At 74.0% G+C, this 26258-nt stretch carries 26 protein-coding genes and 1 pseudogene; 2 read left to right on the top strand and 25 right to left on the bottom strand.

The window, feature by feature from the left end:
• On the top strand, window positions 1–373 hold a 373-nt coding region (locus tag R2740_RS14500; RefSeq protein ID WP_371303397.1), incomplete at its 5' end, for a hypothetical protein.
• A gap of 4 nt (window positions 374–377) precedes the next feature.
• Here the strand turns inward: R2740_RS14500 and R2740_RS14495 are convergent.
• The 19 genes from R2740_RS14495 to R2740_RS14405 form a co-directional block, all read right to left on the bottom strand.
• A complete protein-coding gene (locus tag R2740_RS14495; protein WP_371303396.1) occupies window positions 378–1214 on the bottom strand; it encodes a class I SAM-dependent methyltransferase in 837 nt (278 codons plus the stop codon).
• Window positions 1211–2239, bottom strand: a complete 1029-nt coding sequence (gene ilvC / locus R2740_RS14490) for a ketol-acid reductoisomerase (protein WP_371303395.1) — start codon at window positions 2237–2239, stop codon at window positions 1211–1213. The genes R2740_RS14495 and ilvC overlap by 4 nt, the downstream gene beginning before the upstream one ends.
• Window positions 2240–2328: 89 nt before the next feature.
• Entirely contained in the window at window positions 2329–2868 is a 540-nt protein-coding gene (gene ilvN, locus R2740_RS14485; RefSeq protein ID WP_371303394.1) for an acetolactate synthase small subunit, read from the bottom strand.
• On the bottom strand, window positions 2865–4619 hold the full coding sequence (locus tag R2740_RS14480) for an acetolactate synthase large subunit (protein WP_371303393.1): 1755 nt from the start codon (window positions 4617–4619) through the stop codon (window positions 2865–2867). The genes ilvN and R2740_RS14480 overlap by 4 nt, the downstream gene beginning before the upstream one ends.
• A gap of 296 nt (window positions 4620–4915) precedes the next feature.
• Complete coding sequence (locus R2740_RS14475) at window positions 4916–5587, bottom strand: 4a-hydroxytetrahydrobiopterin dehydratase (RefSeq protein ID WP_371303392.1); 672 nt, start codon at window positions 5585–5587, stop codon at window positions 4916–4918.
• On the bottom strand, window positions 5584–6000 hold the full coding sequence (locus R2740_RS14470; RefSeq protein ID WP_371303391.1) for a VOC family protein: 417 nt from the start codon (window positions 5998–6000) through the stop codon (window positions 5584–5586). The genes R2740_RS14475 and R2740_RS14470 overlap by 4 nt, the downstream gene beginning before the upstream one ends.
• Window positions 6001–6068: 68 nt before the next feature.
• Window positions 6069–6806, bottom strand: coding sequence for a GNAT family N-acetyltransferase (locus R2740_RS14465; protein ID WP_371303390.1), 738 nt, complete (start codon window positions 6804–6806; stop codon window positions 6069–6071).
• Window positions 6807–6815: 9 nt separating this feature from the next.
• A complete protein-coding gene (locus tag R2740_RS14460; RefSeq protein ID WP_371303389.1) occupies window positions 6816–7514 on the bottom strand; it encodes a sirohydrochlorin chelatase in 699 nt (232 codons plus the stop codon).
• Window positions 7511–8701, bottom strand: a complete 1191-nt coding sequence (gene cobA, locus R2740_RS14455; RefSeq protein ID WP_371303388.1) for a uroporphyrinogen-III C-methyltransferase — start codon at window positions 8699–8701, stop codon at window positions 7511–7513. The genes R2740_RS14460 and cobA overlap by 4 nt, the downstream gene beginning before the upstream one ends.
• Window positions 8698–9444, bottom strand: a complete 747-nt coding sequence (locus R2740_RS14450; RefSeq protein ID WP_371303387.1) for a phosphoadenylyl-sulfate reductase — start codon at window positions 9442–9444, stop codon at window positions 8698–8700. Before R2740_RS14450 ends, cobA begins: the two co-directional genes overlap by 4 nt.
• Complete coding sequence (locus tag R2740_RS14445; protein WP_371303386.1) at window positions 9441–11138, bottom strand: nitrite/sulfite reductase; 1698 nt, start codon at window positions 11136–11138, stop codon at window positions 9441–9443. The genes R2740_RS14450 and R2740_RS14445 overlap by 4 nt, the downstream gene beginning before the upstream one ends.
• Window positions 11139–11427: 289 nt before the next feature.
• Window positions 11428–12660 carry a kynureninase gene (locus R2740_RS14440; RefSeq protein ID WP_371303385.1) on the bottom strand — a complete coding sequence of 411 codons (1233 nt, stop codon included), beginning with the start codon at window positions 12658–12660 and terminating at the stop codon, window positions 11428–11430.
• A gap of 34 nt (window positions 12661–12694) precedes the next feature.
• A complete protein-coding gene (locus R2740_RS14435) occupies window positions 12695–13660 on the bottom strand; it encodes a hypothetical protein (protein WP_371303383.1) in 966 nt (321 codons plus the stop codon).
• A gap of 58 nt (window positions 13661–13718) precedes the next feature.
• Window positions 13719–15407: a dihydroxy-acid dehydratase gene (ilvD, locus tag R2740_RS14430; protein ID WP_371303382.1), complete on the bottom strand. Its 1689-nt coding sequence runs from the start codon at window positions 15405–15407 to the stop codon at window positions 13719–13721.
• Between the two features lie 41 nt (window positions 15408–15448).
• A complete protein-coding gene (locus R2740_RS14425) occupies window positions 15449–15904 on the bottom strand; it encodes an SRPBCC family protein (RefSeq protein WP_371303381.1) in 456 nt (151 codons plus the stop codon).
• Window positions 15905–15916: 12 nt separating this feature from the next.
• A complete protein-coding gene (locus tag R2740_RS14420) occupies window positions 15917–17044 on the bottom strand; it encodes a WD40/YVTN/BNR-like repeat-containing protein (protein ID WP_371303380.1) in 1128 nt (375 codons plus the stop codon).
• A 507-nt stretch (window positions 17045–17551) separates the two neighbouring features.
• Window positions 17552–17866 (bottom strand): hypothetical protein, encoded by a 315-nt coding sequence (locus tag R2740_RS14415; RefSeq protein ID WP_371303379.1) that lies wholly within the window; start codon window positions 17864–17866, stop codon window positions 17552–17554.
• Window positions 17867–17976: 110 nt separating this feature from the next.
• Window positions 17977–18315 (bottom strand): hypothetical protein, encoded by a 339-nt coding sequence (locus R2740_RS14410; protein WP_371303378.1) that lies wholly within the window; start codon window positions 18313–18315, stop codon window positions 17977–17979.
• A 356-nt stretch (window positions 18316–18671) separates the two neighbouring features.
• Window positions 18672–18803: a hypothetical protein gene (locus R2740_RS14405; RefSeq protein WP_371303377.1), complete on the bottom strand. Its 132-nt coding sequence runs from the start codon at window positions 18801–18803 to the stop codon at window positions 18672–18674.
• Window positions 18804–19824: 1021 nt separating this feature from the next.
• On the opposite strand from R2740_RS14405, the gene R2740_RS14400 reads away from it, so the two are divergent.
• Window positions 19825–20703 (top strand): DMT family transporter, encoded by an 879-nt coding sequence (locus R2740_RS14400; RefSeq protein WP_371303376.1) that lies wholly within the window; start codon window positions 19825–19827, stop codon window positions 20701–20703.
• Here the strand turns inward: R2740_RS14400 and R2740_RS14395 are convergent.
• The 6 genes and pseudogenes from R2740_RS14395 to R2740_RS14370 all read right to left on the bottom strand — a co-directional run bounded on the left by R2740_RS14395 (window position 20677) and on the right by R2740_RS14370 (window position 26199).
• A complete protein-coding gene (locus R2740_RS14395) occupies window positions 20677–21516 on the bottom strand; it encodes an ECF transporter S component (protein ID WP_371303406.1) in 840 nt (279 codons plus the stop codon). The two genes, R2740_RS14400 and R2740_RS14395, sit on opposite strands and share 27 nt — an antisense overlap.
• Window positions 21513–22226, bottom strand: coding sequence for an ATP-binding cassette domain-containing protein (locus R2740_RS14390; RefSeq protein ID WP_371303405.1), 714 nt, complete (start codon window positions 22224–22226; stop codon window positions 21513–21515). The genes R2740_RS14395 and R2740_RS14390 overlap by 4 nt, the downstream gene beginning before the upstream one ends.
• A 430-nt stretch (window positions 22227–22656) precedes the next feature.
• Window positions 22657–23007, bottom strand: a pseudogene (locus R2740_RS14385) (ATP-binding cassette domain-containing protein); the annotation flags it as partial.
• Window positions 23008–23096: 89 nt separating this feature from the next.
• The gene (locus R2740_RS14380; protein WP_371303375.1) at window positions 23097–24224 is read right to left on the bottom strand and encodes a CbiQ family ECF transporter T component; all 1128 of its coding nucleotides are present in this window, start codon (window positions 24222–24224) and stop codon (window positions 23097–23099) included.
• Window positions 24221–25099, bottom strand: a complete 879-nt coding sequence (locus R2740_RS14375) for a hypothetical protein (protein ID WP_371303374.1) — start codon at window positions 25097–25099, stop codon at window positions 24221–24223. Before R2740_RS14375 ends, R2740_RS14380 begins: the two co-directional genes overlap by 4 nt.
• A complete protein-coding gene (locus R2740_RS14370) occupies window positions 25096–26199 on the bottom strand; it encodes a prenyltransferase/squalene oxidase repeat-containing protein (protein WP_371303373.1) in 1104 nt (367 codons plus the stop codon). The genes R2740_RS14375 and R2740_RS14370 overlap by 4 nt, the downstream gene beginning before the upstream one ends.
• Window positions 26200–26258 lie beyond the last annotated feature (59 nt).

Below are 26258 nucleotides of genomic sequence, written 5' to 3'. Positions count from 1 at the left end.
GCGACTGCGCGTCACCACCACGTCGGACTGGACCAAGGTCGGTCTCGGCGGGGTCCCGCTGACCAACCTCGTCGTCACGACCTCGGCGCCGGGGTCCACGACGCGCACGGACCTCAGCCAGGGCTTCGTGCTGCTCTCCCAGCCGCTGCCTCGCGCCGAGTCGGGCGGCAGTGTCGAGGCGACCGTCGACGTGTTCCCCGCGCGGGCCGGCCGACGGCTGACCGTGACCATCGGCCGGGGCAGCATCGGCGCCACCACGGTGGCGGTCACCCGAGTCGACCGGCGACGGAGCACCGCGCTCGGCAGCTTCACCCGGGCCGGCGTCGACGGCACCGACGCCAACGAGCAGTCCTACGTCGTCCCGCTGCGTTGAGCCGTCAGGCCCTGACCAGCAGCTCGGCGTGGAGCACGGAGAACCAGCCGTCGGGGTCGTCGGCCCAGGCTCGCCAGCCGGCGGCGATCTCCGCCAGCTCGCCGGGGTCGGCGAGGCCGGCCGTCACGATCTGCTCGCCGAGCGTCGTCCGGGTGAGTCGGTCGGCCCAGAGCCCACCCCACCACTCCCGGTCGGCCGGTTCGGCGAAGCACCAGGTCGACGACGTCGCGGAGAGCACCTCCAGGCCCGCCTCACGCGCCCACCGGACCAGGTGCCGGCCGGCATCGGGATCGCCGCCGTTGCCGCGAGCGACCACGTCGTAGAGCTGCAGCCAGCGGTCGAGGGCCGGGCTGGCCGGCGCCCACACGAACCCGTGGTAGTCGGAGTCGCGCACCGCCACCAGCCCGCCGGGTCGCGCCACCCGGGCCATCTCGCGCAGCGCCTGCACCGGGTCGGCGACGTGCTGCAGCACCTGGTGGGCGTGGACCACGTCGAAGCTGCCGTCGTCGAACGGCAGCGCGTGCACGTCGGCCACCCGCACCTCGGCCGCCACTCCGCGCGACGCGAGCCCGTCACGGGTGACCGCGGCGGCCTCCTCGGACACCTCGACCGCGGTGACCGCACCCGGTGCCACCAGCTCGGCGAGGTCGGCGGTGATGGTGCCGGGCCCCGCCCCCACGTCGAGCAGGTCCAGCCCCGGCCGCAGGTGTGGCAGCAGGTGGGCCGCCGAGTTGGCGGCCGTCCGCCACCGGTGCGACCGCAGCACGCTCTCCGCGTGCCCGTGGGTGTAGCGGCCGCCGGCCGCGTCGCCGGTGGTCGTGACCCGACCCGCGTCGGTCACCGGGTCGCGGTGCCCTCGGTGTAGTCGGAGTCGTGGCTCTTCACCCAGGCCATCAGCTTGCGCAGCTCGCGGCCCGTGGCCTCGATCGGGTGCGCCTCGCCCTTGGCCCGCAGCGCCGTGAACTCCGGAGCGCCGGCGTCCTGGTCGTCGATGAAGCGCTGCGCGAACGTGCCGTCCTGGATCTCGGCCAGGATCTGCTTCATGTTGTCCTTGACGTGGGCGTCGAGGACCCGCGGGCCGGAGACGTAGTCGCCGTACTCGGCGGTGTCGGAGACCGACCAGCGCTGCTTGGCGATGCCGCCCTCGTACATCAGGTCGACGATCAGCTTGAGCTCGTGCAGGCACTCGAAGTAGGCGACCTCCGGCTGGTAGCCGGCCTCGGTGAGCACCTCGAAGCCGTACATGATCAGCTGCGAGGCACCGCCGCAGAGCACCGCCTGCTCGCCGAACAGGTCGGTCTCGGTCTCCTCGGTGAAGGTGGTCTTGATGCCGCCGGCGCGCAGGCCGCCCAGCGCCTTGGCGTAGGACAGCGCGAGCGGCCAGGCCTGGCCGGACTCGTCCTTCTCGACCGCGACCAGGACGGGCACGCCACGCCCGTCGACGTACTCGCGCCGGACCAGGTGACCCGGGCCCTTGGGGGCGATCATCACGACGTCGACGCCGGCGGGCGGGGTGATGTAGCCGAAGCGGATGTTGAAGCCGTGGCCGAACACCAGCGTGTCGCCCTCGGCCAGGTTGGGCTCGACGGACTCGGCGTAGAGCTTCCGCTGCACGTGGTCGGGAGCGAGGATGACGATGACGTCGGCCTCCTCGACCGCCTCGGCGGGGGTGACCACGCGCAGGCCCTCGGCCTCCGCCTTGGGCCGCGAGCCGGAGCCCTCGGGCAGGCCGACGCGGACGTCGACCCCGGAGTCGCGCAGGGACAGCGCGTGGGCGTGACCCTGGCTGCCGTAGCCCAGGACCGCCACGTTCTTGCCCTGGATCACGGACAGGTCGGCGTCGTCGTCGTAGAACATCTCGGCCACGGTGGGCTCTCTCCTTCTGGTGGGGTGGATCAGATCTTCGCGGATCGGGAGCGGGCGGCCAGCACCCGTCTCGAAACCGGCTGGGCTGGTCAGCCGGCGGCGGCCGGCGGCGGGACGGGGACGGGGCGGACCGGCCGCTCGCTGATCGACCGCGAGCCGCGGGAGATCGCGACCATGCCCGACTGCACGAGCTCGCGGATGCCGAACGGCTCGACCACCCGGAGGAAGTCGGCCAGCTTGCCACTGTTGCCGGTGATCTCGACGGTCACCGCGTCGGGGGCGACGTCGACGACCCGCGCCTTGAACAGCTGGACGGCGTCGAGGACGGCGCCGCGCGCGTCGGCGTCGGCCTTCACCTTGACCAGCATCAGCTCGCGGTTGACCGAGGCCTCGCCGTCGAGCTCGACGATCTTGATCACCTCGACGAGCTTGTTGAGCTGCTTGGTGACCTGCTCGAGCGGCGACTCCTCCACGTTGACCACGATGGTCATCCGGGAGACCTCGGGATGCTCGGTCGGACCGACCGCGAGGCTGTCGATGTTGAACCCGCGACGGCTGAACAGGCCGGCGATCCGCGCGAGGACGCCGGGCTTGTTCTCGACCAGCACCGACAGGGTGTGCTTGCTCATAGGTCGTCCTCGTCGAACTGGGGGGCCATGTCTCGCGCGTACTTGATGTCGTCGTTGCTGGTGCCGGCAGCGACCATCGGCCAGACCATCGCGTCGCGGTGGACGCGGAAGTCGACCACCACCGGGACGTCATTGATCTCCATGGCCTTCTGGATCGTCGCGTCGACGTCGTCGGGCGAGTCGCAGGACAGGCCGACGCAGCCGTAGGCCTCGGCCAGCTTGACGAAGTCGGGGATCCGCTTGGAGTGCAGGTCGGTGTTGGAGTAGCGCTCGTTGTAGAAGAGGGTCTGCCACTGACGGACCATGCCGAGCGACTCGTTGTTGACCACCGCGACCTTGATCGGGATGCCCTCGATCGCGCAGGTGGCCAGCTCCTGGTTGGTCATCTGGAAGCAGCCGTCGCCGTCGATCGACCAGACGGTGGCGTCGGGCCGGCCGACCTTGGCGCCCATGGCCGCCGGCACCGAGAAGCCCATGGTGCCGAGGCCGCCGGAGTTGATCCAGGTGCGCGGGTTCTCATAGCCGACGAAGTGGGCCGCCCACATCTGGTGCTGCCCGACGCCGGCGACGTAGATCGCCTCGGGGCCGGCCAGGGCACCGAGCCGCTCCATGACGTACTGCGGCGCGAGGGAGCCCTCGGCCTGGTCGTAGCCGAGCGGGTACTTCTTCTTCACGCCGGCCAGGAAGTCGACCCAGGCCTCGAAGTCGCCGGTGTGGCCGGCGTCGGCCTCGGCCTTGAGCGCCGCCGTGAGGTCGCTGATGACCTCCCGGGCGTCTCCGACGATCGGCACATCGGCGTGACGGTTCTTGCCGATCTCGGCCGGGTCGATGTCGGCGTGGATGACCTTGGCGTGGGGCGCGAACGAGTCGAGGTTGCCGGTGACCCGGTCGTCGAAGCGGGCGCCCAGGCTGATGATCAGGTCGCTGCGCTGCAGCGCCGCGACGGCGGCCACGGTGCCGTGCATGCCCGGCATGCCGAGGTGCTGGGGGTGGCTGTCGGGGAAGGCGCCCCGGGCCATCAGCGTGGTGACCACCGGCATCCCGGTGAGCTCGGCCAGCACGGCGAGCTCGCGTGAGGCGTTGGCGCGGATGGTGCCACCGCCGACGTAGAGCACCGGGCGTCGCGACTCCAGGATCAGCTTCGCCGCCTCGCGGATCTGCTTGCCGTGGGGGCGGGTGACGGGTCGGTAGCCCGGCAGCGTCAGCTCGGTGGGCCAGGTGAACGTCGTCTGTGCCTGCAGCGCGGACTTCGCCACGTCGACCAGCACCGGCCCCGGGCGGCCGGTGGAGGCGATGTGGAACGCCTCGGCCACGGTCCGCGGGATGTCGGCGGCGTCGGTGACCAGGAAGTTGTGCTTGGTGATCGGCATCGTGATGCCGCGGATGTCGGCCTCCTGGAAGGCGTCGGTGCCGATCATCGAGGCCCCCACCTGGCCGGTCACCGCGACCAGCGGCACGGAGTCCATGTGGGCGTCGGCGAGCGGGGTGACCAGGTTGGTCGCCCCGGGCCCGGAGGTCGCCATGCACACGCCGACCTTGCCGGTGGCGGCGGCGTAGCCCTGGGCGGCGTGCCCGGCCCCCTGCTCGTGGCGGACCAGGATGTGCCGGATCCGGGTGGAGTCCATCAGCGGGTCGTAGGCCGGCAGGATCGCCCCGCCCGGGATGCCGAAGATGTTCTCGGCACCGGCCCGCTCGAGGGACCTGATCAGGCTCTGTGCGCCGGTGATGCCGGTCGCGTCCTGGTCGCTCATCGCTTCGTCCTGCTCCTCCGCGCCCGGCCGGGCGCTCCTCCCGCGCCCCGGGGCGACGTGCCCCTGGTGCGCGACCAACAAAAAACCCCTCGGCCCGGTGTGGGCGACGAGGGGATGACGCGTGGTGACGGGGTCGTGACCCTCAGCCCACGCGCCAGATGCGTACGAGGTGCTCGCTGCACATGTGCCTACAGTCAGGGTACCCGGCCCGGTGCGTCAAGCGTCGTGCCGGGATGTTCCATCATGTGAAACCGCCGTCCTGCCATGCGGACGGCGCCGCCGGGGCTCGCCGGCGGTCAGTCGGCGGCGTCCTGCCAGGTGCAGAAGCAGGCCTTGTTGCCCTGGGCGTCGGCCAGCACCCAGAAGCTGGGCGCCTCGCTGTCGTCGACGAGGGTGCCGCCGGCGGCGATCGCCTCCGCGATGCGCTCCTCGACGACGTCGTGGGGGACGAACACGTCGAGGTGGAACCGCTGCCTGGGCTCCTCGTGAGCGTCGGTGCCTTGGAACCAGAGGCCGGGACGGGTGCCCCCCGGGTCGACCACCTCGTCGCCCTGCCCGGACGGCACATAGCCGAGCACCGCCGCCCAGAACGGCATGATCTGCGCCGCCTCGGCGGTGTCGAGAGCAAGGTCGAGGAGTCGGAGCTCGGCCGGCTCGGCGTCCAGCCCCGACTCGGCCGCGATCGTGCTGATGGTGGCGGCCAGCGCGAGGTCGCGCGAGGTGATGGCCCCGACGTCGTGGCTGCGGAGCCGGACCTCGACGTGGCCGTAGCGCAGGTCGAGGTCGGGGTGGTGGTTGGCCGCGTCGGCGGCCTCGCCGACCCGCTGCGCGAACCGGAGTCCGGTGGCGAGGTCGCCGGTGCGGTAGCGGGCGTGGATCGCCCGGAACAGCAGCCGCCAGTCGTCGAGGCCGGCGGCCAGCACCTCGGCGCCCGTGACGGGAGCCTTCGGGTCGGGGGTGTCGGTCATGGCAGGACCTCCTGTCCGATCGGACCCGGGTTGACGGCGACCTCCCAGCAGAAGCCGCCCGGGTCGGTGAAGTAGCCGGAGTAGCCGCCCCAGTCGCGCGCGACGCCGAGCCGCACGTCGGCGGCGCCGGCCTCGCGAGCCGCGACGAGCACGGCGTCGGCCTCCTCGGTGGTGGCGACGTTGTGGGCCAGCGTGAGGGGGATCGCCCCGTCGCCGCGGCGGATCGGCCCGACCTCGGCCTCGAACCCGGCCTCGGACCACAGGGAGAGCACCACCCGGTCGGCCACCTTGATCATCCCCACCTCGCCGGGCACGTCGAGGGCGGCCTCCCAGCCGAGGCCGTCGAGGTAGAACCTCCGCGCCGCCTCGAGGTCGGGCACGGCCAGGGTGACGAAGCTGAGTCGCTGGTCCACCCGCCCACCGTGTCAGACGGCACCGACAGACTCCAGGGCCGAGACGCCGTGGTGACGGCCGGGCCGCCTCACGCCAGCGCGGCAGCGGTCAGGGCGCTGAGGCTGCTGCGCTGCCGCCCGTCGGCGTCGAAGTTCGCGGCGTCCAACCAGGCGTCGTACGCCGGGGCGAGACGTCGCCACTCGGCGTCGGTGATCGAGAACCAGTCGGTGTCGCGGTTGCGGCCCTGATAGACCATCGCCTGCCGGAACCGACCCTCGTAGCGGAAGCCCAGCCGGGCGGCTGCCCTGCGGGAGGGCTCGTTGAGGCTGTCGCACTTCCATTCGTAGCGGCGGTAGCCGAGGTCGTCGAAGACGTGCCGCATCAGCAGCACCATCGCCTCGGTGGCGGCGCGGGTGCGCTGCAGCGACCGCGCGTAGAGGATGCCGCCGACCTCGACGGACCCCTGCGAGGCGTCGACCCGCATCAGGGTGGCGAGCCCGCGAGCCTTCCCCGCACCCGCCCCGTCGACCGGCACCAGGGCGAAGGTCACGGTGACCGGGTCCGCGGCCGCCGCGGCGACCATCGTGCGCAGCCCGGCGAGGTCGGCCGGCATCGGCAGCGGACGGTAGGTCCACAGTGCGGCGTTGCCGGGCCCGCACAGCGAGTCGTGGAGCGGCTCGGCGTGCGCCTCGGTCACCGGCTCCAGGCGCACCACCTCACCGGTCAGCGGCACCCGCGTGGGGATCCTGGCGCCTTCCCAGCCGGCGACCGCCTCTCCGATCGGCTGGCCGTGCTCGTTGCGGCGGGGTGCGAGGCTCGGGTCCACGGGGAGTGTCTAGCGCACCGCCGTCGCGAGGTCGACCGGGTTCTCGGACGGGGCAGCCCGCGCCAGCTCACGCAGCCGCCCGGCGAGGGCGACCGGGAAGCCTCCGGCCAGGCCGAGCACCGTCGTCGCCCGGAGCCCGAGCTCGGACGCGGTCCGCGCGGTGCGGTCGCTGAGGACGCCCGGCGCCAGCAGCAGCGGCACCACGACGGTCTCCCCGGTGGCCTCGACCTCGGCCAGCCGCGCCGGCGGACACAGGGCCACGCCACCTCGCCGGGTGCGGGACCACGCCCGCACCGCCGCCGAGAGGTAGGCCGCGGCCTCGCGGCGTACCGAGCCGGCCGTCACCAGCAGCACCGGCGCCTCGTCGCCTCCGCCGACGCCGGCGACCAGCTCGTCGAGCACCGGGTGCAGCCACGGGCCGGCCCCCAGCAGACCCAGGTGGTCGACGCGGCCCGGCGCGGCCGACGCGAGGGACGGGAGGTCATGTCGGGCATGGTGCCCCGGCGCCAGGAGTGCCCCCACCAGCCCGACCGGGTCGCTGGTCCGCTCGGCCAGATCGGCCAGCCGGCCACCGGCCCGAGGGCGGTCGTGCTCGAGGAACGCCAGCTCGAGCCCGAGGTCATCCGGCACCGCGGCCACCGCCGACCGGAGCACGGCCGCATGCCGGGGGTCCGGCGAGCCGTGGGCGACCAGCAGCATCCGCCTCATCGGGTCACCTCGAGCGCGGCCACCGCACCCACGACGATCACCGCCGGGTTGGTGACCTCGCGCTCCCGGGCACGGCGGGCGATGGTCTCGAGCGTGCCGCGGGTGACCCGCTGGTCGGGTCTGGTCCCGCGCTCCACCACCGCGACCGGCTCGCTGCCCGGCCGACCGTGGGCCACCAGTCGCTCGGCGATCTCGGCCAGTCGTCCGACGCCCCTCAGGAAGACCAGGGTGCCGTCGAGCGACGCCAGCGCCTCGACGTCGAGCGCCTCGTCGTGTGCCGAGACCACCGCGAACCGGCTGGCGACCCCCCGGGCCGTGACCGGGATCCCCGCGGCGGCCGGCACGGCGAGCGCGGAGGACACCCCCGGCACCAGCTCGACCGGCACGCCCGCGGCGCGGCACGCCTCGGCCTCCTCGCTCCCCCGGCCGAGGACGAGCGGGTCGCCGCCCTTGAGGCGGACCACGTGCAGTCCGCGACCGGCGCGGTCCACCAGCACCGCGTTGATCTCCTCCTGCCGCATCAGGTGGTCGCCCGGCGCCTTGCCCGCCTCGACGATCTCGACGTCGTCGGCCAGCTCGGCGAGCAGCTCGCGGGGGGCCAGCCGGTCCACCACCACGACGTCCGCCTCGGCCAGCCGCCGACGTCCGCGGGTGGTGATCAGGCCCGGGTCGCCCGGCCCGCCGCCCACCAGCGTCACCCGGCCGGGCCGGCGGCGGTGGCGGCGCAGCGGCAGCCGCCCGGTCTGGAGGTCGGCGGCGATCGCGCTGCGCAGCGCGGTGGCACGCCGAGGGTCGCCGCCGGCGCTCACCGACACGACCACGTCGCCGGACCGGGCGACGGCCGGACGCCAGGCGGGACTGCGGGCCGCGTCCGACGCGCGCACGCACCAGACCCGGCGCTCCGACGCCGCGGCCACCACCGAGTCGTCCACCTCCTCGTCCCCCGTCGCCGTGTGCACCAGCCAGGCGTCGTCCAGGTCCCGGCACTCGAACTCCCGCAGGTGCAGCACGGCGTCGCCCCGGGCGGCCGCCTCGTGCACGTCCTCGCAGGCGTACGCCGCCACGACGTGCACGTCGGCCCCGGCGTCGACCAGGTCGCGCATCCGGCGGGCCGCGACCGGCCCGCCCCCGACGACGACCACCCGGCGGCCGGCGAGATCCAGGTGCACCGGGTAGCCGGTGGTCATGCGTGGATCCCGCACTCGGTCTTGGGCGCGCCCGACCAGCGGCCGGCGCGCTCGTGCTCACCCTCGGCGACCGGTCGGGTGCACGGCTGGCAGCCGATGGAGGTGTAGCCCAGCTGCTTGAGCGGGTTCACCAGGATCGCGTGCCGGTCGGCGTACGCCTCGACGTCGGCGCTCGACCACCGGGCGATCGGGTTGACCTTCACCTTGCGGCGCCGGGCGTCCCACGCCACCACCGGCGTGTCCGCGCGGCTCTCGCTCTCGCCGCGGCGCAGCCCGGTCACCCAGGCGCGGTAGGGCGCGAGCAGGCGCCCGAGCGGCTCCACCTTCCGCAGCGCACAGCACCGGTCCGGGTCCCGGTCCCACAGCGCCGGCCCGTGCGCGGCCTCCTGGGCGGCCAGACTCAGCGCCGGCGTCACGCTCCTCACCCGGATCGGCAGGGTCGCGGCGATCGCGTCCCGGGTGCCGAGGGTCTCGGCGAAGTGCAGCCCGGTGTCGAGGAACCCGACGTCGACGCCGGGCGCCTGGGTGCCGGCGAGGTGCGCCACCACGCCGTCGGCCATCGAGGCGAGCACGACGAGCGACGAGCCGAAGGTCAGCCGGGCCCAGCCGACGATCTCCTCCGCCGACGCGGCCTCCAGCCGGCGGCCGGCGTCGACCGCCACCTGCTCCAGCTCGGTGTCACGCAACGTGGCCGCGTCGGCCACGACCACGCCGTAGCGGGCGGCCAGCCCCTCGCCGGTCATGACAGGTTCGCCTCGTCCGTGCGCCGCGCCCAGGCGGCGAAGGTCTCCTCACCGTGTCGCTGCTCGAGGAAGCGGCGGGCCAGGCGCTCGACGTACTCGGGCAGCTCCTGGGAGGTGACCTTCAGACCGCGCGGCTTCCGCCCGAGCTCCGCGTCCGGACCGAGCTCGCCACCCAGGTGCACCTGGAATCCCTCGACCGCGTTGCCCTGCCCGTCCTGGACGATCTGGCCCTTGAGACCGATGTCGGCGACCTGGATCCGCGCGCAGGAGTTGGGGCAGCCGTTGACGTGCAGCGTCAGCGGGGCGGCGTACGACGGCAGCGCCTGCTCGAGATGGGCGACCGCGGCGGCCGCGTTCGCCTTGGTCTCGGCGATGGCGAGCTTGCAGTACTCCAGGCCGGTGCACGCCATGGTGCCGCGTCGGAACTCACTCGGGTCCGGGTCGAGCCCGAGCTCGCGCAACCCGGCCAGCAGCGCGGGCAGGCGGTGTTCGGCGACGTCGAGCACCAGCAGCTTCTGCTGCGCGGTCAGCCGCACCCGGTCGCTCCCGGCGGCCTCGACGAGGTCGGCGAGCCCCGCCAGCGTGGTTCCGGAGACCCGGCCGACCAGGGGCGCGGCCCCCACGTAGAAGCGGCCGTCGCGCTGCCGATGGACGCCGACGTGGTCACGCCGCCCGGCCGGCGCGACGGGGGGAGGTCCGTCCGGAAGCCGTCGGTGGAGGTACTCCGTCTCGACCACCCGCCGGAACCGCTCGACGCCCCAGTCGGCGATCAGGAACTTCAGCCGTGCCTTGGTGCGCAGGCGTCGGTAGCCGTAGTCGCGGAACGCCGACACGACGGCGTGCCAGACCTCGGGCACCTCCTCCGGAGCCACGAAGGCCCCGAGCCGCTCGGCGAACCTCGGGTTCGTCGACAGGCCGCCCCCGACGAAGACGTCGAAGCCGGGCCCCAGGTCGGGGTGGACCACGCCGACGAAGGAGAGGTCGTTGACCTCGTGGGCGACGTCCTGGGCGGGCGAGCCGGAGACCGCGGACTTGAACTTGCGGGGCAGGTTCGACAGCGACGGGTCGCCCACGTAGCGGCGCACGATCTCGGCGATCGCGGGAGTGCCGTCGACGATCTCGTCGGCGGCCACCCCGGCCACCGGTGAGCCGAGCACCACCCGAGGCGTGTCGCCGCAGGCCTCCGCGGTGGTGAGCCCCGCCGCCTCGAGGATCGACCAGATCGCCGGCACGTCCTCGATCCGGACCCAGTGCAGCTGGATGTTCTGCCGGTCGGTCACGTCAGCGGTGTCCCGGGCGAAGCGGGACGACACCTGGGCGATGGCCCGGAGCTGGTCCAGCGACAGCCGGCCACCATCGCTGCGGATCCGGAGCAGGAAGTGCTCGTCGGAGAGCTCGTGCGGCTCGAGCTGCGCGGTGCGGCCGCCGGGGATGCCCGGGCGGCGCTGGGTGTAGAGCCCCCACCAGCGGAAGCGACCGTTGAGGTCGGCCGGGTCGATGCTGCTGAAGCCGCGCGGCGCATAGATCTGCTCGATCCGACGCCGGACGTGCAGGCCGTCGTCGTCGGCCTTGAGCTGCTCGTTGGCGTTCAGCGGGGTGTGGTAGCCCAGCGCCCACTGACCCTGGCCCCTCGGGCGGGCGGCCGGAGCCGGGGACGTGGGGGTGGGCGTGGAGAGGGTGGCGTCGGTGGTCATGGAGGTCCTCGAGACGGGGTGGTCGCGCGTCGGAGTGCGGCGACGGTGGCGGATCGGCTCAGCCGCCCGGCAGCGGGCGGGGGGCAGGGCGCCGGACAGCGCCTGCCAGCAAGGGAGCCGCGCGAGGCGGCGAGCGAACGGCTCAGGCCCGACACATGCAGGCTGACGACAGTCGCATCAGATCCACGTGGCGCCGAGCCACGAGCGCGACAGAGGTGCAAGCCATGTCGACAAGGCTGACACGACGCGACCCCGATCGATCGCGCATCTCACGTGTCGGACAACCGTCTCACATTGCAGACAATGCTTCGCGAACCGCACTCATCCCGGCGTGCACCTCGCCGAACGACGTGGACAACGGCGAGAGGCCGAGCCGCAGCCCGCCCGGGTCGCGATAGTCGGGGATCACGTCGCGCTGCCACAGCGCCGCGGTGACCTCGCGCATCCGCGGGTGATGGATCGTGACGTGACCGCCACGCCGCTGGGGGTCACGCGGGCTGGCGAGGCTGGCGCCCAGCGGGGTCAGCCAGGCGTCGGCCAGCTCGACGGCGTACGTCGTCAGGGCGACCGACTTCGCACGCACGGCCGCGATCCCGACCTCCTCGAGCAGCGCCAGCATGTCCTGCATCGCGAGCATGCCGAGCACCGGCGGGGTGCCGGACAGGAAGCGCCGGATGCCGGGCGCGGGGGTGTAGCCCGGCCCCATCGCGAACGGGTCGGCGTGCCCGATCCAGCCCGCGACCGGCTGGGTCAGGGCGTCGTGGTGACGCGCCGCGACGTAGCCGAAGGCCGGCGCCCCGGGCCCGCCATTGAGGTACTTGTAGGTGCAGCCGACAGCCAGGTCGGCGCCCCAGGCGTCGAGCTCGACCGGCACCGACCCGACCGAGTGGGACAGGTCCCAGAGGATCAGGGCGCCGGCGTCATGGGCGGCGGCGGTGAGGGCCGGGCCGTCGGCGAGGTACGCCGACCGGTAGGCCACGTGGCTCAGCAGCACCAGCGCCGTCTCGGGGCCGACCACCTGCCGCAGCTGCTCCGCGCCGACGCCACCGGCGGGGTCCATCGCCACCCACCGCAGTCGCAGGCCGCGCTCGGCGGCGATCGACTCGGCGAGGTAGCGGTCCGTGGGGAAGTCGTCGTCGCCGACGACCAGCTCGACGCGTCCGGGGTCGCGGGCCAGCTGGTGGTCGACCGCCGCGCGGGCCAGCTTGTAGAGCAGCACCGTGGTGGAGTCGCCGACGAAGGTCTGGCCGGCGGCCGCGCCGAGCAGGGCGGCGCCGATGCGGTCACCGAGCGTCACCGGGAGGTCCATCCAGCCCTCGTCCCAGCCGCGGATCAGCCGGCTGCCCCACTGGTCGCCGACGAAGTCCGTGAGCCGCGCGGCGGTCGCCCGCAGCGGCCGGCCCAGCGAGTTGCCGTCGAAGTAGACCAGCGGCGTCTCGGCGCCGACGAAAAGGTCGCGATGGCCGGCCAACGAGTCGGCGGCATCGAGGTCGGCGGCACGGGCGGGGTCGGTCGCGGTCACGGGGACTGTCTATCGCAGGTCGGCGGCCGACGGCTCACTGATAGCTCACGAACCGCACCCGCGGCCGGATCGCCCGCACCCGGGCTGGGGTCATCAGGTGCCGGTCCTCGTCATAGAACAGCTTGAGGCCGAGGTGGAACTGGCGCGGGCGGGCCACCGCGTGGAACGTGCCGAGCTTCTGCCGCTGGGTTCCGAACCCGTCGACGTGCTGCACCATCGCGAGCCCGGGGCGGCGCCGGATCGCGCCCGGGTCGGTGATCATCGAGGTACGGAACTGATGGAGCACGAAGAGCTTCTCGGGCAGCCGCTCACGCCGTACCAGCCCGGACAGCCAGGCCGCGGTGCGGTTGACCTCGGCGGCGCTCACGCTGCCGACCCGCCGGCCGGGCACCTGGCGCGGCCCCATCCGCCACTCGGGGTCGAGGGCGAGCCCGACCCGGGGGTCGCGCAGCGCCCACGCCCAGCGGCGGGCGACGGTGAGGAAGCCACTGCGCCCGGGCTGCAGGTCGAGCACCACCAGGGCGCCGTGCCGGCGGGCGGCGGCGAGGTACTGACGCACTCGTGCGCGCGAGATGTCGTGGCTGTAGTCGCCGTCGGGCCCGGGGCTCCGGTCGGCCACGGTGACGATCAGCTCGTAGACCGGCTGGATCCGCTCCCCCGGTCGGCGGTACGGCGCCGCGGCGCGACGCAGCCGGGCATCGGCCCGGTCGGGCGAGGTCTCCCCCAGCACGCCGAGGGAGCCGGTGCCGGCGGTGCCGTAGTAGGCGACGAGGAAGCGGTGGCCGTCGAAGATCCGCCGGCCTCCTCCAGGCAGCGTCGGCGGCCGGCGGGAGCGCAGCGGCGGGGAGGCGCCGGTGACCTGGGGGGCCGGGGGCGCCGCCTCGGCGGCCGCGGGCGGCAGCAGCCCGTCGGCCGACAGGCCCGGCTCGCCGCCGTGGCCGACGGCCCAGGCCAGACCCAGCAGGGTCACCAGCGCCATCGTCGCGGCGATCAGCGCCACGCCCTGCTGCTCCTGCCGCTCGAGCCAGCGCGTCGCCCGAGCGCGGCGGCTCGTCGGCTCAGCCGCAGACGGCACCGTGCGCCGCGGACTGCACGACCTGGGCGTACTTGCCGAGGACGCCGCGGGTGTACTTCGGCGGCAGCGGCTCCCAGCCCTGCTGCCGCGACTCGAGGTCGTCGATCTCCACCTCGAGGGTGCGGTTGGCGACGTCGAGGGTGATCCGGTCGCCGTCGCGCACGAACGCGATCGGGCCGGCGTCGACCGCCTCCGGAGCGATGTGGCCGACACAGAGACCGGTGGTGCCACCGGAGAACCGACCGTCGGTGATCAGCAGCACGTCCTTGCCGAGGCCGGCGCCCTTGATGGCGCCGGTGATCGCGAGCATCTCGCGCATGCCGGGGCCACCCTTGGGGCCCTCGTAGCGGATGACGACCACGTCGCCGGCGACGATCCGGCCCTCGGCCAGCGCGTCAAGCGCCGCGCGCTCGCCGTCGAAGACCCGCGCGGTGCCGGTGAAGACCGACTCGTCGAAGCCGGCCGACTTGACCACCGCGCCCTCCGGGGCGAGCGAGCCCTTGAGGATGGTCAGGCCGCCACTGCGGTGGATCGGCCGGTCCAGCGGGCGAACCACCTCGCCGTCCAGCCTGGGCGGCGCGATGTCCTCGAGGTTCTCGGCCATCGTCCTGCCGGTCACGGTCAGCACGTCACCGTGCATCAGGCCGGCGTCGAGCAGCGCCTTCATCACCATCGGGATGCCCCCGACCTTGTCGACGTCGTTCATCACGAAGCGCCCGAACGGCTTGAGGTCGCCGAGGTGCGGGACCTTGTCGCCGATCCGGTTGAAGTCGTCGAGCTCGAGGTCGACGTCGGCCTCGCGCGCGATCGCCAGCAGGTGCAGGACGGCGTTGGTCGAGCCGCCCAGCGCCATCACGACGGCGATGGCGTTCTCGAACGCCTCGCGGGTCATCACCTGGCGGGCGGTGATCCCCTGCCGGAGCATCCCGACCACGGCCTCGCCCGAGCGGTGCGCGAACCCGTCGCGGCGCCGGTCGACGGCGGGGGGTGCGGCGCTGCCGGGCAGCGACATGCCGAGCGCCTCGCCGACCGAGGCCATCGTGTTGGCGGTGTACATCCCCCCGCAGGCGCCTTCGCCGGGGCAGATCGCGCGCTCGATCCTGTCGACCTCGGCGCGGCTGATCTTGCCCGCGAGGCAGGCACCGACGGCCTCGAAGGCGTCGATGATCGTGACGTCGCGGCCGTCGACCTGGCCGGGCATGATCGAGCCGGCGTAGAGGAAGACGCTGGCCAGGTCGAGTCGCGCCGCGGCCATCAGCATGCCGGGCAGCGACTTGTCGCAGCCGGCGAGGAGCACCGAGCCGTCGAGCCGCTCGGCCATCATCACCGTCTCGACCGAGTCGGCGATCACCTCGCGGGAGACCAGGGAGAAGTGCATGCCCTCGTGGCCCATGGAGATGCCGTCGGAGACCGAGATGGTGCCGAACTCCAGGGGGTAGCCGCCGGCGGCGTGGACGCCGTTCTTGACCGCCTTGGCCAGCCGGTCGAGGGAGAGGTTGCAGGGGGTGATCTCGTTCCAGGACGAGGCGACGCCGATCTGCGGCTTCGCGAAGTCGTCGTCCTGCATGCCGACGGCCCGGAGCATGCCTCGCGCCGCGGCCTTCTCGAGACCGTCGGTGACGTCGCGGGAGCGGGGCTTGAGGTCGGGTCCGTCGGAGGGCGCGTCGGTCATGGGGGGAGCCTACTGGCCCCGTCGCGGCGCTCTCGCCGGCGTCAGCTCTCGGCGGCGGACTTGAGCCGGGCCAGGCCCTTCTCGAAGTCACCACCCACGAGCTTGTCCATGTTGAACAGCTTGCCGAACAGCCCGGAGAGGCCCTTCTGCTCGCCGGTCATCCGCCAGGTGACGTCGGTGCCACCGTCGGCGGGGACCAGCTCGAAGCCGATCTTGTTGTCGGCCTTGAAGGGCTTCTCGAAGCGCAGGTCGATGCCGACCCGAGCGGGGTTGGACTCGATGATCTCCATGCTGCCGCGGCCCGCCTTGCGGTTGCCGGACCAGGCGTAGTGGGCACCCACGCCGGAGTCGCTGCCGGTGTAGTCGCGCTCCAGTGCGGGGTCGACGTCCTCCCACGGTGACCAGGCGCGCCACCGGTGGAAGTCGTTGATCAGGTCGTGGACGCGCGCGGGATCCGCCGCGACGTGCGCCCGTCGTACCACCTCGAATGCTGACATGTGCGCATGGTGTCAGATCGCCGCCGCTCGCACGACCATCACATCGGGCAGATCGCGGATGATCTCGGTCCAGGACTCGCCCTCGTCGGAGGAGGCGAAGACCGACCCGTTGCGACCTCCGACGTAGAGGCCGAGGGGGTCGCGCCCGTCGTGGCACATCGCGTCGCGCATCACGGCGACGAAGAAGTCCTCGGGGAGACCGCCGGCGCCGAGCCCCTCCCAGGTCTCGCCCGCGTCGCGGGAGCGCCAGACCCGGGCATGGCCGTCGACCGGCCAGCGGCCGGTGGCATCGGAGAGCGGGAAGAGGAAGACGGTGTCGGGGTCGCGTGGATGGGCGACGACGGGGAAGCCGAACTCCGACGGGAGCCCGTCGGCGATGTAGTCCCAGGAGTCGCCGCCGTTGTCGGAGCGGTAGACCCCGCCGTGGTTCTGGAGGTAGAGGCGGTCGGGGTCGCTGGTGCGGGCGACCTTGTGGACGCACTGGCCGAACTCGGGGAAGTTGCGCTCACCGGGGAAGAACTCCGCCTTGATGCCCTGGTTGGCCGGCGCCCAGCTCTCGCCCCCGTCGGCGGTGCGGTAGACCCCACCCGTCGAGATCGCGGCCAGCAGCGACCGAGGGTCGGTGGGGTGTGGCTGCAGGGTGTGGAAGGCCTGGCCGCCGAAGCCGGCGTTCCACTCCTGGCGGTGGGGGTGGTCCCACAGCGCCCGCTCGAGCTCGAAGCTCTCGCCGCCGTCGGTGGAGCGGAAGACCGCACCGGGCTCGGTGCCGGCCCACACCACGCCGTCCTCGATGCCGGGCTGCAGCTGCCAGACGCGGGACACCGAGGCGCCGGTGTCCTCGGGGAACGCGATGCCTCCGCCCGGGGTCTCCTGCCAGCTCTCGCCGAGGTCGTCGGAGCGGCGCACCTGCGGGCCGAGCCACATGCTCGACGCACCGGCCAGCAGCCGCGGGGTGTCGGGTCGGGTGTCGACCATGCAGGAGTAGACCTCCTCCATCGCGAAGTGCGGACCGGTCCAGGACCAGTCCTGCCGGGACTCGTCGGAGGTGCCGATCCACATCCCCTTGCGGGTGCCGGCCAGCACGATCGTGCGGCCCGTGGCTGACTGCGAGTCTGACTGCCCAGCTGCCTGCGTGGTCATGCTCTGCTCCTTCCTCCGACCCGGTCGGGGACGGAGTTGCGGTCGATCTGTGCACGGTAGACCCGAGCGGGGACAGCGCGCTTCCCCAGCCGGGCCCTCAGTGATCTGACCGGGCGGGCGCCGGAAAGTCATCGGTCCTCGCGCGGGACTTCTCGACCGGGCTCGGAGGAGGTTGGCAGCAGCCTGCCTTCGCCGTCCCCGATCCACCTGGAGCACGTGCGGTCCCGGGCCCCCGCCCGCGGACCGGTCCACGCTCCCCGACGGTAACTCCCAGCGCCGGCCGCCCCCGGGGTCCGGTACTGCTCGACGAGGTGCCGGCCGTCGCCCGCCGCGCCGTGTCCTCGCGACCGCGAGCCGTCGCACGCCCCTCGACGTACACCTGTCTGCTCGCCGGTTGCCCCATGACCCACAACGTGAGCGCTGGCTTGTCGGCAGAGCGGGTGCGCCGCCCGGGCGTGCCGGTGTCCCCGCCGGTGCCTGAGTCGGCGGGGTGTCGGGGCGGGGTGGCTACTGGTCGGGTGGGTCGGTCGTTGCGTCGCTGTCGACGAGGTGGAGGCAGTTGGCCGTCATGGGCAGGCCGTCGGGACTGACGTCGCGGGTGCCGGTCTCGTCCACGAGCAGGCGGTAGCCGTGCGGGGTCGACCAGAGATAGGTCCCGGGTTCGATGACGGCGTAGCGCCACGGGGTGTGGGTCTTCAACCGGTGATGGCTCCGGCAGAGCGGGGCGATGTTGCACGAGCAGGTCGGCCCCCGGTCGGGATCAGTGTCGTCGTACGGGACCACGTGGTCGTGGTCGCAGCCCTGGCCGGTCTGGTGCACCACGGGAACACACAGTGCCCGTCGCGATGGTCCACCAGGGTCTTTGAGGCGGTCGGGGACCTCGTACTGGTCCACCCGCACATGCCCGGCCAGGTCCAGGACCGGCTTGACGGTCACCGTCGCGTCGGGGTGGCCACACCACGCCGGATGGTGTCGGCGTCGATCGGGGTGCGGGTGTTCTCACACCGCCCCACCCGGCCACCGGCCTCGCCGGTGAGCGCCTGCTCGGACAGGTGCAGGAACAACGTCACCGGCCGCTGCGGGCGCCGTCGGCTCGGACCGCGCCAGGCCCGATCACTCGTCGTCGTAGGAGAGGGCGAGCTGGGTCCGGGACATCTCCCCAACGCGGTCGCCCGGCGGGCATCCAACGACTCGGTCGACCCGGCGATCCTCAGCTGCTCCGCCCCCGCCGCCAGCGCCTGGTCGAGGTGCAGGGCGTCGGCCAGGTCCACTCACCGGTGACCTGCGACGGTGCCGGTGAAGGACACCTGATCGGTGTGCACCTGCACGTGGCGGGTGTCCGGCACGTCGGGGGGGGTTCTCGGGGTCTTCCCGCTCCACCCCCTCACAGCGGATCTTGGCTTCCAGGACCAGCGCGTCCAGCTGGGGGACCGACACCCGACCCGTCACGGCGGCGACCTGACGGTCCACGAACCCCGCCCCCGCCCGGGACAGCGTCATGGTGGCGTCCGCGATCCGGCGGGCCCGCCACACCGGGACCCGGCCCTCCTGCACCAGCCCCCACAACCGAGGAGACGATGGGCGAGCTCCAGGGCGTGCCCGATCAACCGGCGCCCGGCATCGGTGGTCAGCCGAGGGCGGTGGCGAACTCCGCCACCGCGAACTCGGCGATCTCCGGGGCACCCGCCCCGGCCAGCGGCAGCACGTGGCCGGCCTCCCACCACGACGCCGCCCCACCGAGATCGGTGGGCTCGTGCATGCCCGGCCCACTCCACCGCCGAGGCCGAGCAGCCCGGCCTCACCCCACACCACCGCCCGCTGGTGGTTGCGGGCAGCCGACAACACCGCCTCCGGCGACCCCGGTGTCGGGACCCCCGCGCGGTGATCGGCTGACTGGCTCATAGGTCAACCCAACCAGGCGCCACCGACAATCACGCCTGCTCAGACCCCGTCTGTCCCACCAGATGAGACGATATCCAAAGAAATTTTCGATTCGCCGAACCCCGGGACCCACCGCCGGATCCACGCCTCGCCCCGGGGGCCCTCGCAGCAGAGCCGGAAGCCGCCGCCCCCGCCGCAACCCCAGCGGCGCTCCCGCTCATCCAACCGCAACCCCAGCAGACCCGGCAGCCGCCATGGGCCGCAACGCACGCGCTCCGCCCCCGCTACAGCCGCGAACCGCAACCACGTCGGACGCCGGCACCCGCCACACTGGTGCGTGCACGGCGCCGCGACCACCGGAGGGCCCAGACCACCGGCGGGCGCTCGACCGGGCGGCACGCCCGCTCGACCATCGGGCGGCCTCGGGCGGCCGGCACAGCCACACGGTCCGCGGGCGGCCGACCGGCGGGCGGCACCGCCGGCGGACCTCGGGCGGCACGGGCGGAGGGCACCCGGGCGGCACGGGCGAAGGCGGCACCGCGGCACGGGGGGCGACCCGCTCGGCACGGGCGGCGCACCCGGCGCACCGCTTCGGCCACAGCGACGACTCTCGCGGCGCAGGCGAACCCGCAACGGGCGGGCGTCGGGCGCCCGGCACGGGTGGCGGCATCGCGCGGCACGGCGGGTCGCGCGCGGCCACGGCGGCCGGGCGCGGCAGGGCGGGCATCACGACCACCGCGCGAGCGGCACGTGCGGCTGCGGTGCACGGCACGGGCGGGCGGCACGGGCGGGCGGCACGGGCCCACGGCACGGGCGGCGAGCCGGGCCGGCGGCACGGGCGGGCGGCACGGCGGGCGGCACGGGCGGGCGGCACGGGCGGGCGGCACTAGATTGACCCGGTGCCGCAGCCGACGCATCCGACCGACGCGGCCAGGCCCGCGCTGTCGCCGGTCTGGCTGGTGCTCGGCGGCATCCTGTCGGTGCAGTTCGGGGCGGCGATCGCCAAGCACCTGTTCGACGAGATCGCGCCGACCACGATGGTGTGGCTGCGGCTGACGACCTCGACGGTGATCCTCGGCGCCCTCGCCCGCCCGCGGCTCACCGGCCGCAGCGGTGCCGACTGGCGGGTGGCGATCGCCTTCGGGATCACGCTGGCCACGATGAACTGGGCGATCTACCAGTCGTTCGCGCGGATCCCGCTCGGGTTGGCGGTGACCATCGAGTTCCTCGGGCCACTGACCGTGGCGGTGCTCGGGTCGAGACGGCCCAGCGACCTGGTGTGGGTCGCGCTGGCGGGGCTCGGGGTGGCGCTGCTGGGCTTCGAGCCGGGCGACGTGACGGCGGCGGGCGTGGGGTTCGCGCTGCTGGCCGGCGCCGCGTGGGCGTCGTACATCCTGCTGACGGTGCGCACCGGCGCGCGCTGGCCCGGGCTCGACGGGCTGGCGGTGGCGAGCGCGGTGGCCACCCTCCTGCTCACGCCGTACGCCGTGGCGCGCGGCGGCGAGGCGCTCACCGACCCTCGCCTGCTGGCGATGGGGGCGGCGGTGGGACTGCTCAGCTCGGTGGTGCCCTACTCACTGGAGATGATCGCGCTGCGCACCCTCAAGCCGTCGGTGTTCGGGATCCTGATGAGCCTCGAGCCCGCCGCCGCGGCGCTCGCCGGGGCGCTGCTGCTGCGCGAGCTGCTGGCGCCGCTCCAGCTGCTGGCGATCGCCTGCGTGGTGGCCGCCTCGATCGGCGCCACCCGGCGCTCACCCGCGCCCGCTCCCCTCGACTGAGCCCACCACCACCGCCCGCCGGGCGGCCCGCCGCAGCGTCACCAGCACCGCCGGCCCGAGCACCACCAGCGCCACGGACGTGGTGATCGCCCGACCGGTGTCCCAGCTGCCGGTCGAGGTCAGCAGCGTGTAGACCCCGAACCGGTGCAGGTTCTCGGCCAGCGGTGCCCCCGGCACGAACGACAGCGAGCCGGCCGTCGAGCCCGGCACCTCGACGCCGAGCAGGAACGGCCAGCCGGACAGGTTCATCAGGATGCCGAAGGCGTAGGCCGAGACGATGCCGTAGCCCACCAGCATCGCGATCTCCGCCCGTCCGGTCACCCGGCGCGGCAGCAGACCGGCACCCATGCCGACCCAGGCCGACACCAGCATCTGGTAGGGCAGCCACGGCCCCACGCCCGCCGTCAGCAGCGCCGACGCGAACAGCGACGTCGCCCCCAGGGCGAAACCGAACGCCGCGCCGTAGACCCGCCCGCCCAGGATCAGCAGGAAGAACACCAGCTCCACCCCGGCCACCCCCGCGGACAGACCGCGCAGCACCGCGTTGATCGCGCTGAGCACTCCCAGGATCGCCAGCACCCGCGCGTCGATGCCGCCCTCGCTGAGCTCTGCGAGCACCACCACGATGACCAGCGGCAGCAGCGCCAGGAACAGGAACGGCGGGTCCAGCCGCGCCCCCTCGGGCACCCGCACCAGCAGTGGCCAGACCAGCATCACCAGGCCCGCGAGCGACGCGGCGGCAAGGACGGCGCGGCTCCGCCACCGCAGGGGTACGGCGACCACGGCAGCAGGCGGGGCGGAGGCCGGCGTCACGCGGTCTCCCGGGCGGCGAGCACCTCGTCGACCCGCAGCCACGGCGGGCCGAGGATCTTGGTGACCTGCGGGGCGAAGGCGGGCGACTGGGCCATCACCTCGCGGACCGGGCCGGACGAGACCGTCTCGCCCTCGGCGAGCACCACCACGTCGTCGGCCACCGCCGCCACGAACTCCACGTCGTGGGTCGACACCAGCACCGAGCGCCCCTCCGCCGCGAGCTCGCGCAGGACCCGCGCCAGCTCGGCTTTGGCGGCGTAGTCGAGCCCCCGGGTGGGCTCGTCGAGCAGCACCACCGGAGGCGCCGCCGTGAGCACCACGGCCAGGGCGAGGGACAGCCGCTGCCCTTCCGAGAGGTCGCGCGGATGGGTCGCCGGGTGGATGCCCGGAGTCAGCCGGTCGAGCAGGGCCCGGCAGTGCCCCTCCGCCGATCCGGTGGTGGCGTCGGCGGCCGCGCACTCGTCGGCGACCGAGTCGAGGTAGAGCAGGTCGGCCGCGGTCTGCGGCACCAGGCCGACCAGGGCCCGGCGCTGCTCGGGGTCCAGCGCGCTCGGATCGGACGCCGCGGACCCCACGGTCACGGATCCGGAGTGCCGCCGACCGGTGCCCTGCAGCGCCCACAGCAGCGACGACTTGCCCGACCCGTTGCGGCCCATCAGGGCGGTGACCCGCCCGGCGGCCAGCTCGAGTGAGACCTCGCGGACCGCCACCTGGTCGCCGTACGCGACGGTGATGGCGCGCGCGGTCAGCAGCGGCGCCCCCGGCAGGGGCGACCACCGTCGGCGCCGCCCCGAGGGTCAGGTCACGGCTGCGCCGGCGGGCCTCGCGCACCGACAGCGGAAGCGGCGACCACCCCAGACCGCGGCCCAGCTCGACGATCGGCGGGACCACGGGTGAGTCGGCGAGCACCTCGGCCGGCTCACCGACCCGCAGCCGGCCGCCCTCGAGCAGCGCGAGCGTGTCGGCGAAGGGCACCACGCGCTCCAACCGGTGCTCCGCCAGGACCACCGCGACGCCGAGGTCGTGAACGAGCCGGGTCAGCGTCGCCAGCACCTCCTCCGCGGCCGTCGGGTCGAGCGCGGAGGTGGGCTCGTCGAGCACCAGGGCCCGCGGGTGCATGGTCAGCACCGAGCCGATCGCGACCCGCTGCTGCTGCCCGCCGGAGAGGCTGCGCAGGTCGCGTCGGCGCAGGTCGGCGATGCCGAGCAGGTCGAGGGTCTCCTCCACCCGGCGGCGCATGGTGGCGGCGGTCAGCCCGAGCTGCTCCATGCCGTAGGCCAGCTCCTCCTCCACCGTGTCGGTGACGAAGCCGGCGGCGGGGTCCTGACCGACGTAGCCGACCAGGTGCACCCGCTCACGCGGTGGCCGGGCCGTGACGTCGTCGCCGTCGACCAGCACCCGGCCCGCCAGCACCCCGCCGGTGAACCGCGGGACGAGCCCGGTCAGCACGCCCAGCAGGCTGGACTTGCCGGAGCCGGTGGGGCCGGTCACCGCCAGCAGCTCGCCCTCACCCACGTCGAGGTCGACGCCACGCAGCACCGGACGGTCGGCATAGCTCAGGTGCACCCCGCGGACCTCGATCACGCCGCCACCTCCAGGGGTACGTCGGTGCGCACGACGGCCACCTGCCACGGGTCGACCGGCGGCGGCGTCACCCAGGCCGGGAGCGAGGCGGCCGCCACCGCCACCAGCAGCGGAAGCGTGACGGTCGGCCATGCCTCGACGCCGGGGTGGACCGCGCTCAGGTCGGTGCGCCCGGCCCACCAGACCAGCGCCGCCGTCGCGAGCCCGCACGCGGTGGCGGCGGTCTCGGCGGCCAGCCAGCGGTCGGGCCGATAGCGGGTGCGCGAGACGCGGCGACCCGCCGCCCGCAGGCCCGCGACCGCCAACAGCACGCCGAGCACCAGCATCGGGGTCGCGAGCAGCCGTGGCGCGGTGGTGTCGAGAACGGCGTAGGACCCGACCCCGAGGCCGACGAGCGCGGCCAGCAACAGCGTCGCCGAGCGGGCCCGCTCGCGGCGAGCCGCCTCGCCGGCGCGGCCATAGCCGCGGGTGTCCATGCCCGCAGCCAGCGCCAGCGAGCGCTCCAGCGCGTCCTCGAGCACCGGCACCAGGAACCGGCGGGTCCGCGCGACCCGGCCGGCTGGTCCGCCGCGGAGCGCCTGCGCGGCCCGCACCCGCCGGACGCTGTCGGCCAGCTGCGGGAAGATCGTCACGCTCACCACCAGGGCGGTGCCGACCTCGTAGAGCGCCGCCGGCACCGACGCGAGGAGCCGCTTGGGGTTGGCCAGCGAGTTGGCGGCGCCCACGCAGACCACGATCGCGCCCAGCCGCAGCCCGTCATAGAGCCCGGCCAGCAGCGACTCCCGGGTGACCGGGCCGAACAGCCGGATGCCCGCCACCCAGTCGGGCAGCGGCACCTCAGGCAGGTCGAGCACCACGTGGCCGGTGTCGACGCCGAACACGATCCGGAACGCCACCCGGACCAGCACGATCATCAGGGCCAGGCCGGCGTACAGCCGGAACGAGCCGGCCCACGCCCGCGCCGAGCGCCGGGAGACCACCACCAGCCAGGCCGCGGCCGCCAACCCGAGCAGCACCAGCGGGTTGGTCGTCAGCGACGCCGCGGCCGCCAGCCCGAGCGCCCATCCCCACCACGCGGCGGGGTGCAGGTCTCGGGGCAGGCGGCGCGGCGTCGTGCCGGTCACGACGACGAGCCTCCCGCACGGCGTCGCAGCAGCGCCGTCACCGCCCCGACGGCCACCATCGCCACCACCAGACCGGGCAGCGCCCACACCGGCAGCCCGCCGTCGCCGCCCCCCGACGACGGCGGCTCGGACACCGGTGCCGCCACCGGCGACACCGACGCCGTCGTCGGGCCGGCCGTCGCCGCTGCCGATGTGCTCGCCTTCGGGGTGCGGCTCGGCTTCGCGGATCGAGTCGCGGTGGGCGAGTCGGAGGTCTCCGAGGACGCGACCGCGGTGGGGGTGGGCGAGGCCGCGTTGGTGGCTCCGCCGGCCGACGGCGTGGCGCTCGTGGACGGCTTCGGCGACGCGGACGGCTTGGGCGTCGGCGAGGTGCTGCTGGTGGCCGGCGGCTTCGCGCCCGGCGGGTTGCTGGTCGTGCTGGCCTGCCAGGAGAAGGCCACCGACTGGCCGTCCTGCAGGGTCAGTCCGGCGACCCCGAGGGTGGAGTACTTCCACGACGCGCTCTTGCCGTCGGCCCAGAACAGCCCCCAGTAGGCGTCGGCCGGCGGCGTGTTGACGCAGGCCTCCGCGTCGGCGTCGGGCTTGCCGTTGACCCGGCACACGAACCCGGGCTGCCGCTGCACGTAGGCCAACGAGAAGCCGTTGTCGGCGAAGAGGCTCTGGGCGCTCTTGCCCGCCCCGGCGGCGTCGCACTTCTGCACCACGCCCCCGCCGAGCTGGTGGTAGTCGACGACCACCGTCACCCCCGAGCCGGCGCTGCACGCGGCCGCCTCGGCCGGTCCGGTCAGCACCGGATCGAGCGCGGGGACCGCCGCCGCGGCCACCAGGGCCGCGGCGACGAGGAGGCGTCGAGCGCCGCCCATGCGCGCCGTCACGAGGCCTTGCAGTCGGCGAGCACCAGGTTGGCCAGCGCGGGGGTCGCCTGGGCGGTGGCCCGCCGCCACTGGTCGCGCGTCGCGTCGGTGATGCCGTCGGTCTGAGCAGCGACGTTGAAGCCCGGCCGGTCGTAGGCGACAGCACCGAGCTCTCCGGTCAGCGGGCCGGCGTCGTCGAGCACCTGCCACCTCGCGACCCACTCGGCGGCGTCCTGGGCCGCTCCGCAGGAGTGGGCCACCCCCAGTGCCCAGCCGGCCAGACCGGTGCTGTTGGTGTTGGAGCCCTCGGTGGTCGTTCCGCCGCCGAAGGCGCCGTTGGACTTCTGGTGCGCCTTGAGCCACGCCACCGCCTTGGTGATGGCGCGCTTGGTCTTGAGGTTCTTGCCCTTCAGCGCCTGCAGCTGGATCACGGCCACCGCGGTCGTGTCGGTGTCGGGCGCGCTGACGGTCTCCGGGTTGCCGGCATTGCAGCCCTGCTTCGTGGTGGTCGTGCTCGCGGCGAAGTTCAGCCGGAAGTGGCCGTCCCGGCACTGCTGCTTCAGCAGGAAGCCGAGCGCCGCGTCGGCCTTGCCCGTGCCGGCGGTCTTCAGGGCCCGGACGGCGAAGGCCTGACCGATCACGTTGGCGTAGTCGCCGTACTGGCTCTTGTCCTGGATCCGGCCCTTGATGGCGGTCTTGGTGCTCACGCGCCGGTTGAGCTTCAGGATCAGGTTGGTGGAGTCGCTGCCGTAGGCCGTCGCGTCGCCCCCGATGGACTGCACGAACACGGCGAGCTTCGCGGTGGCGCCGGCGTAGGCCTCGGGCGCGGCACCGGTGTAGTCGCCGACGCGCGACTGGAGGGCGGTGTCGATCGCGTCGATCGCGGCCCCCTTGGCGGCGCGCGAGGCCTGGAGGCCGAAGGCCACGTCGATGGTCAGGCCATCGTCGTAGAACCCCGGGAACTGGGCGCTCTCGACGAGCCCGTCGGTCAGCTGGAGCTCGAGCCAGTCGGCAGCCAGCCCGGGCGACGGGTCGGCGGCGTGGGCCGCTGGGCTGGTCAGCAGTCCGGCCGCCAGCGTGCTGGCGGCGATGAGCGCGGTTCGGCGCAGGATGCGGTGCATGGTTTCCTTCCCGCTGCGACAGCGGGAGGACGGGCACGAGGCGCGGCCACCCGCTGCTT

Origin of the sequence: Nocardioides sp. (assembly GCF_041393715.1) — a bacterium.
In the GTDB taxonomy this organism is placed as follows: Bacteria; Actinomycetota; Actinomycetes; order Propionibacteriales; family Nocardioidaceae; genus Nocardioides.
The sequence above is the reverse complement of the archived record's forward strand: the minus strand, read 5'-3'. Positions and strand labels throughout refer to the sequence as shown.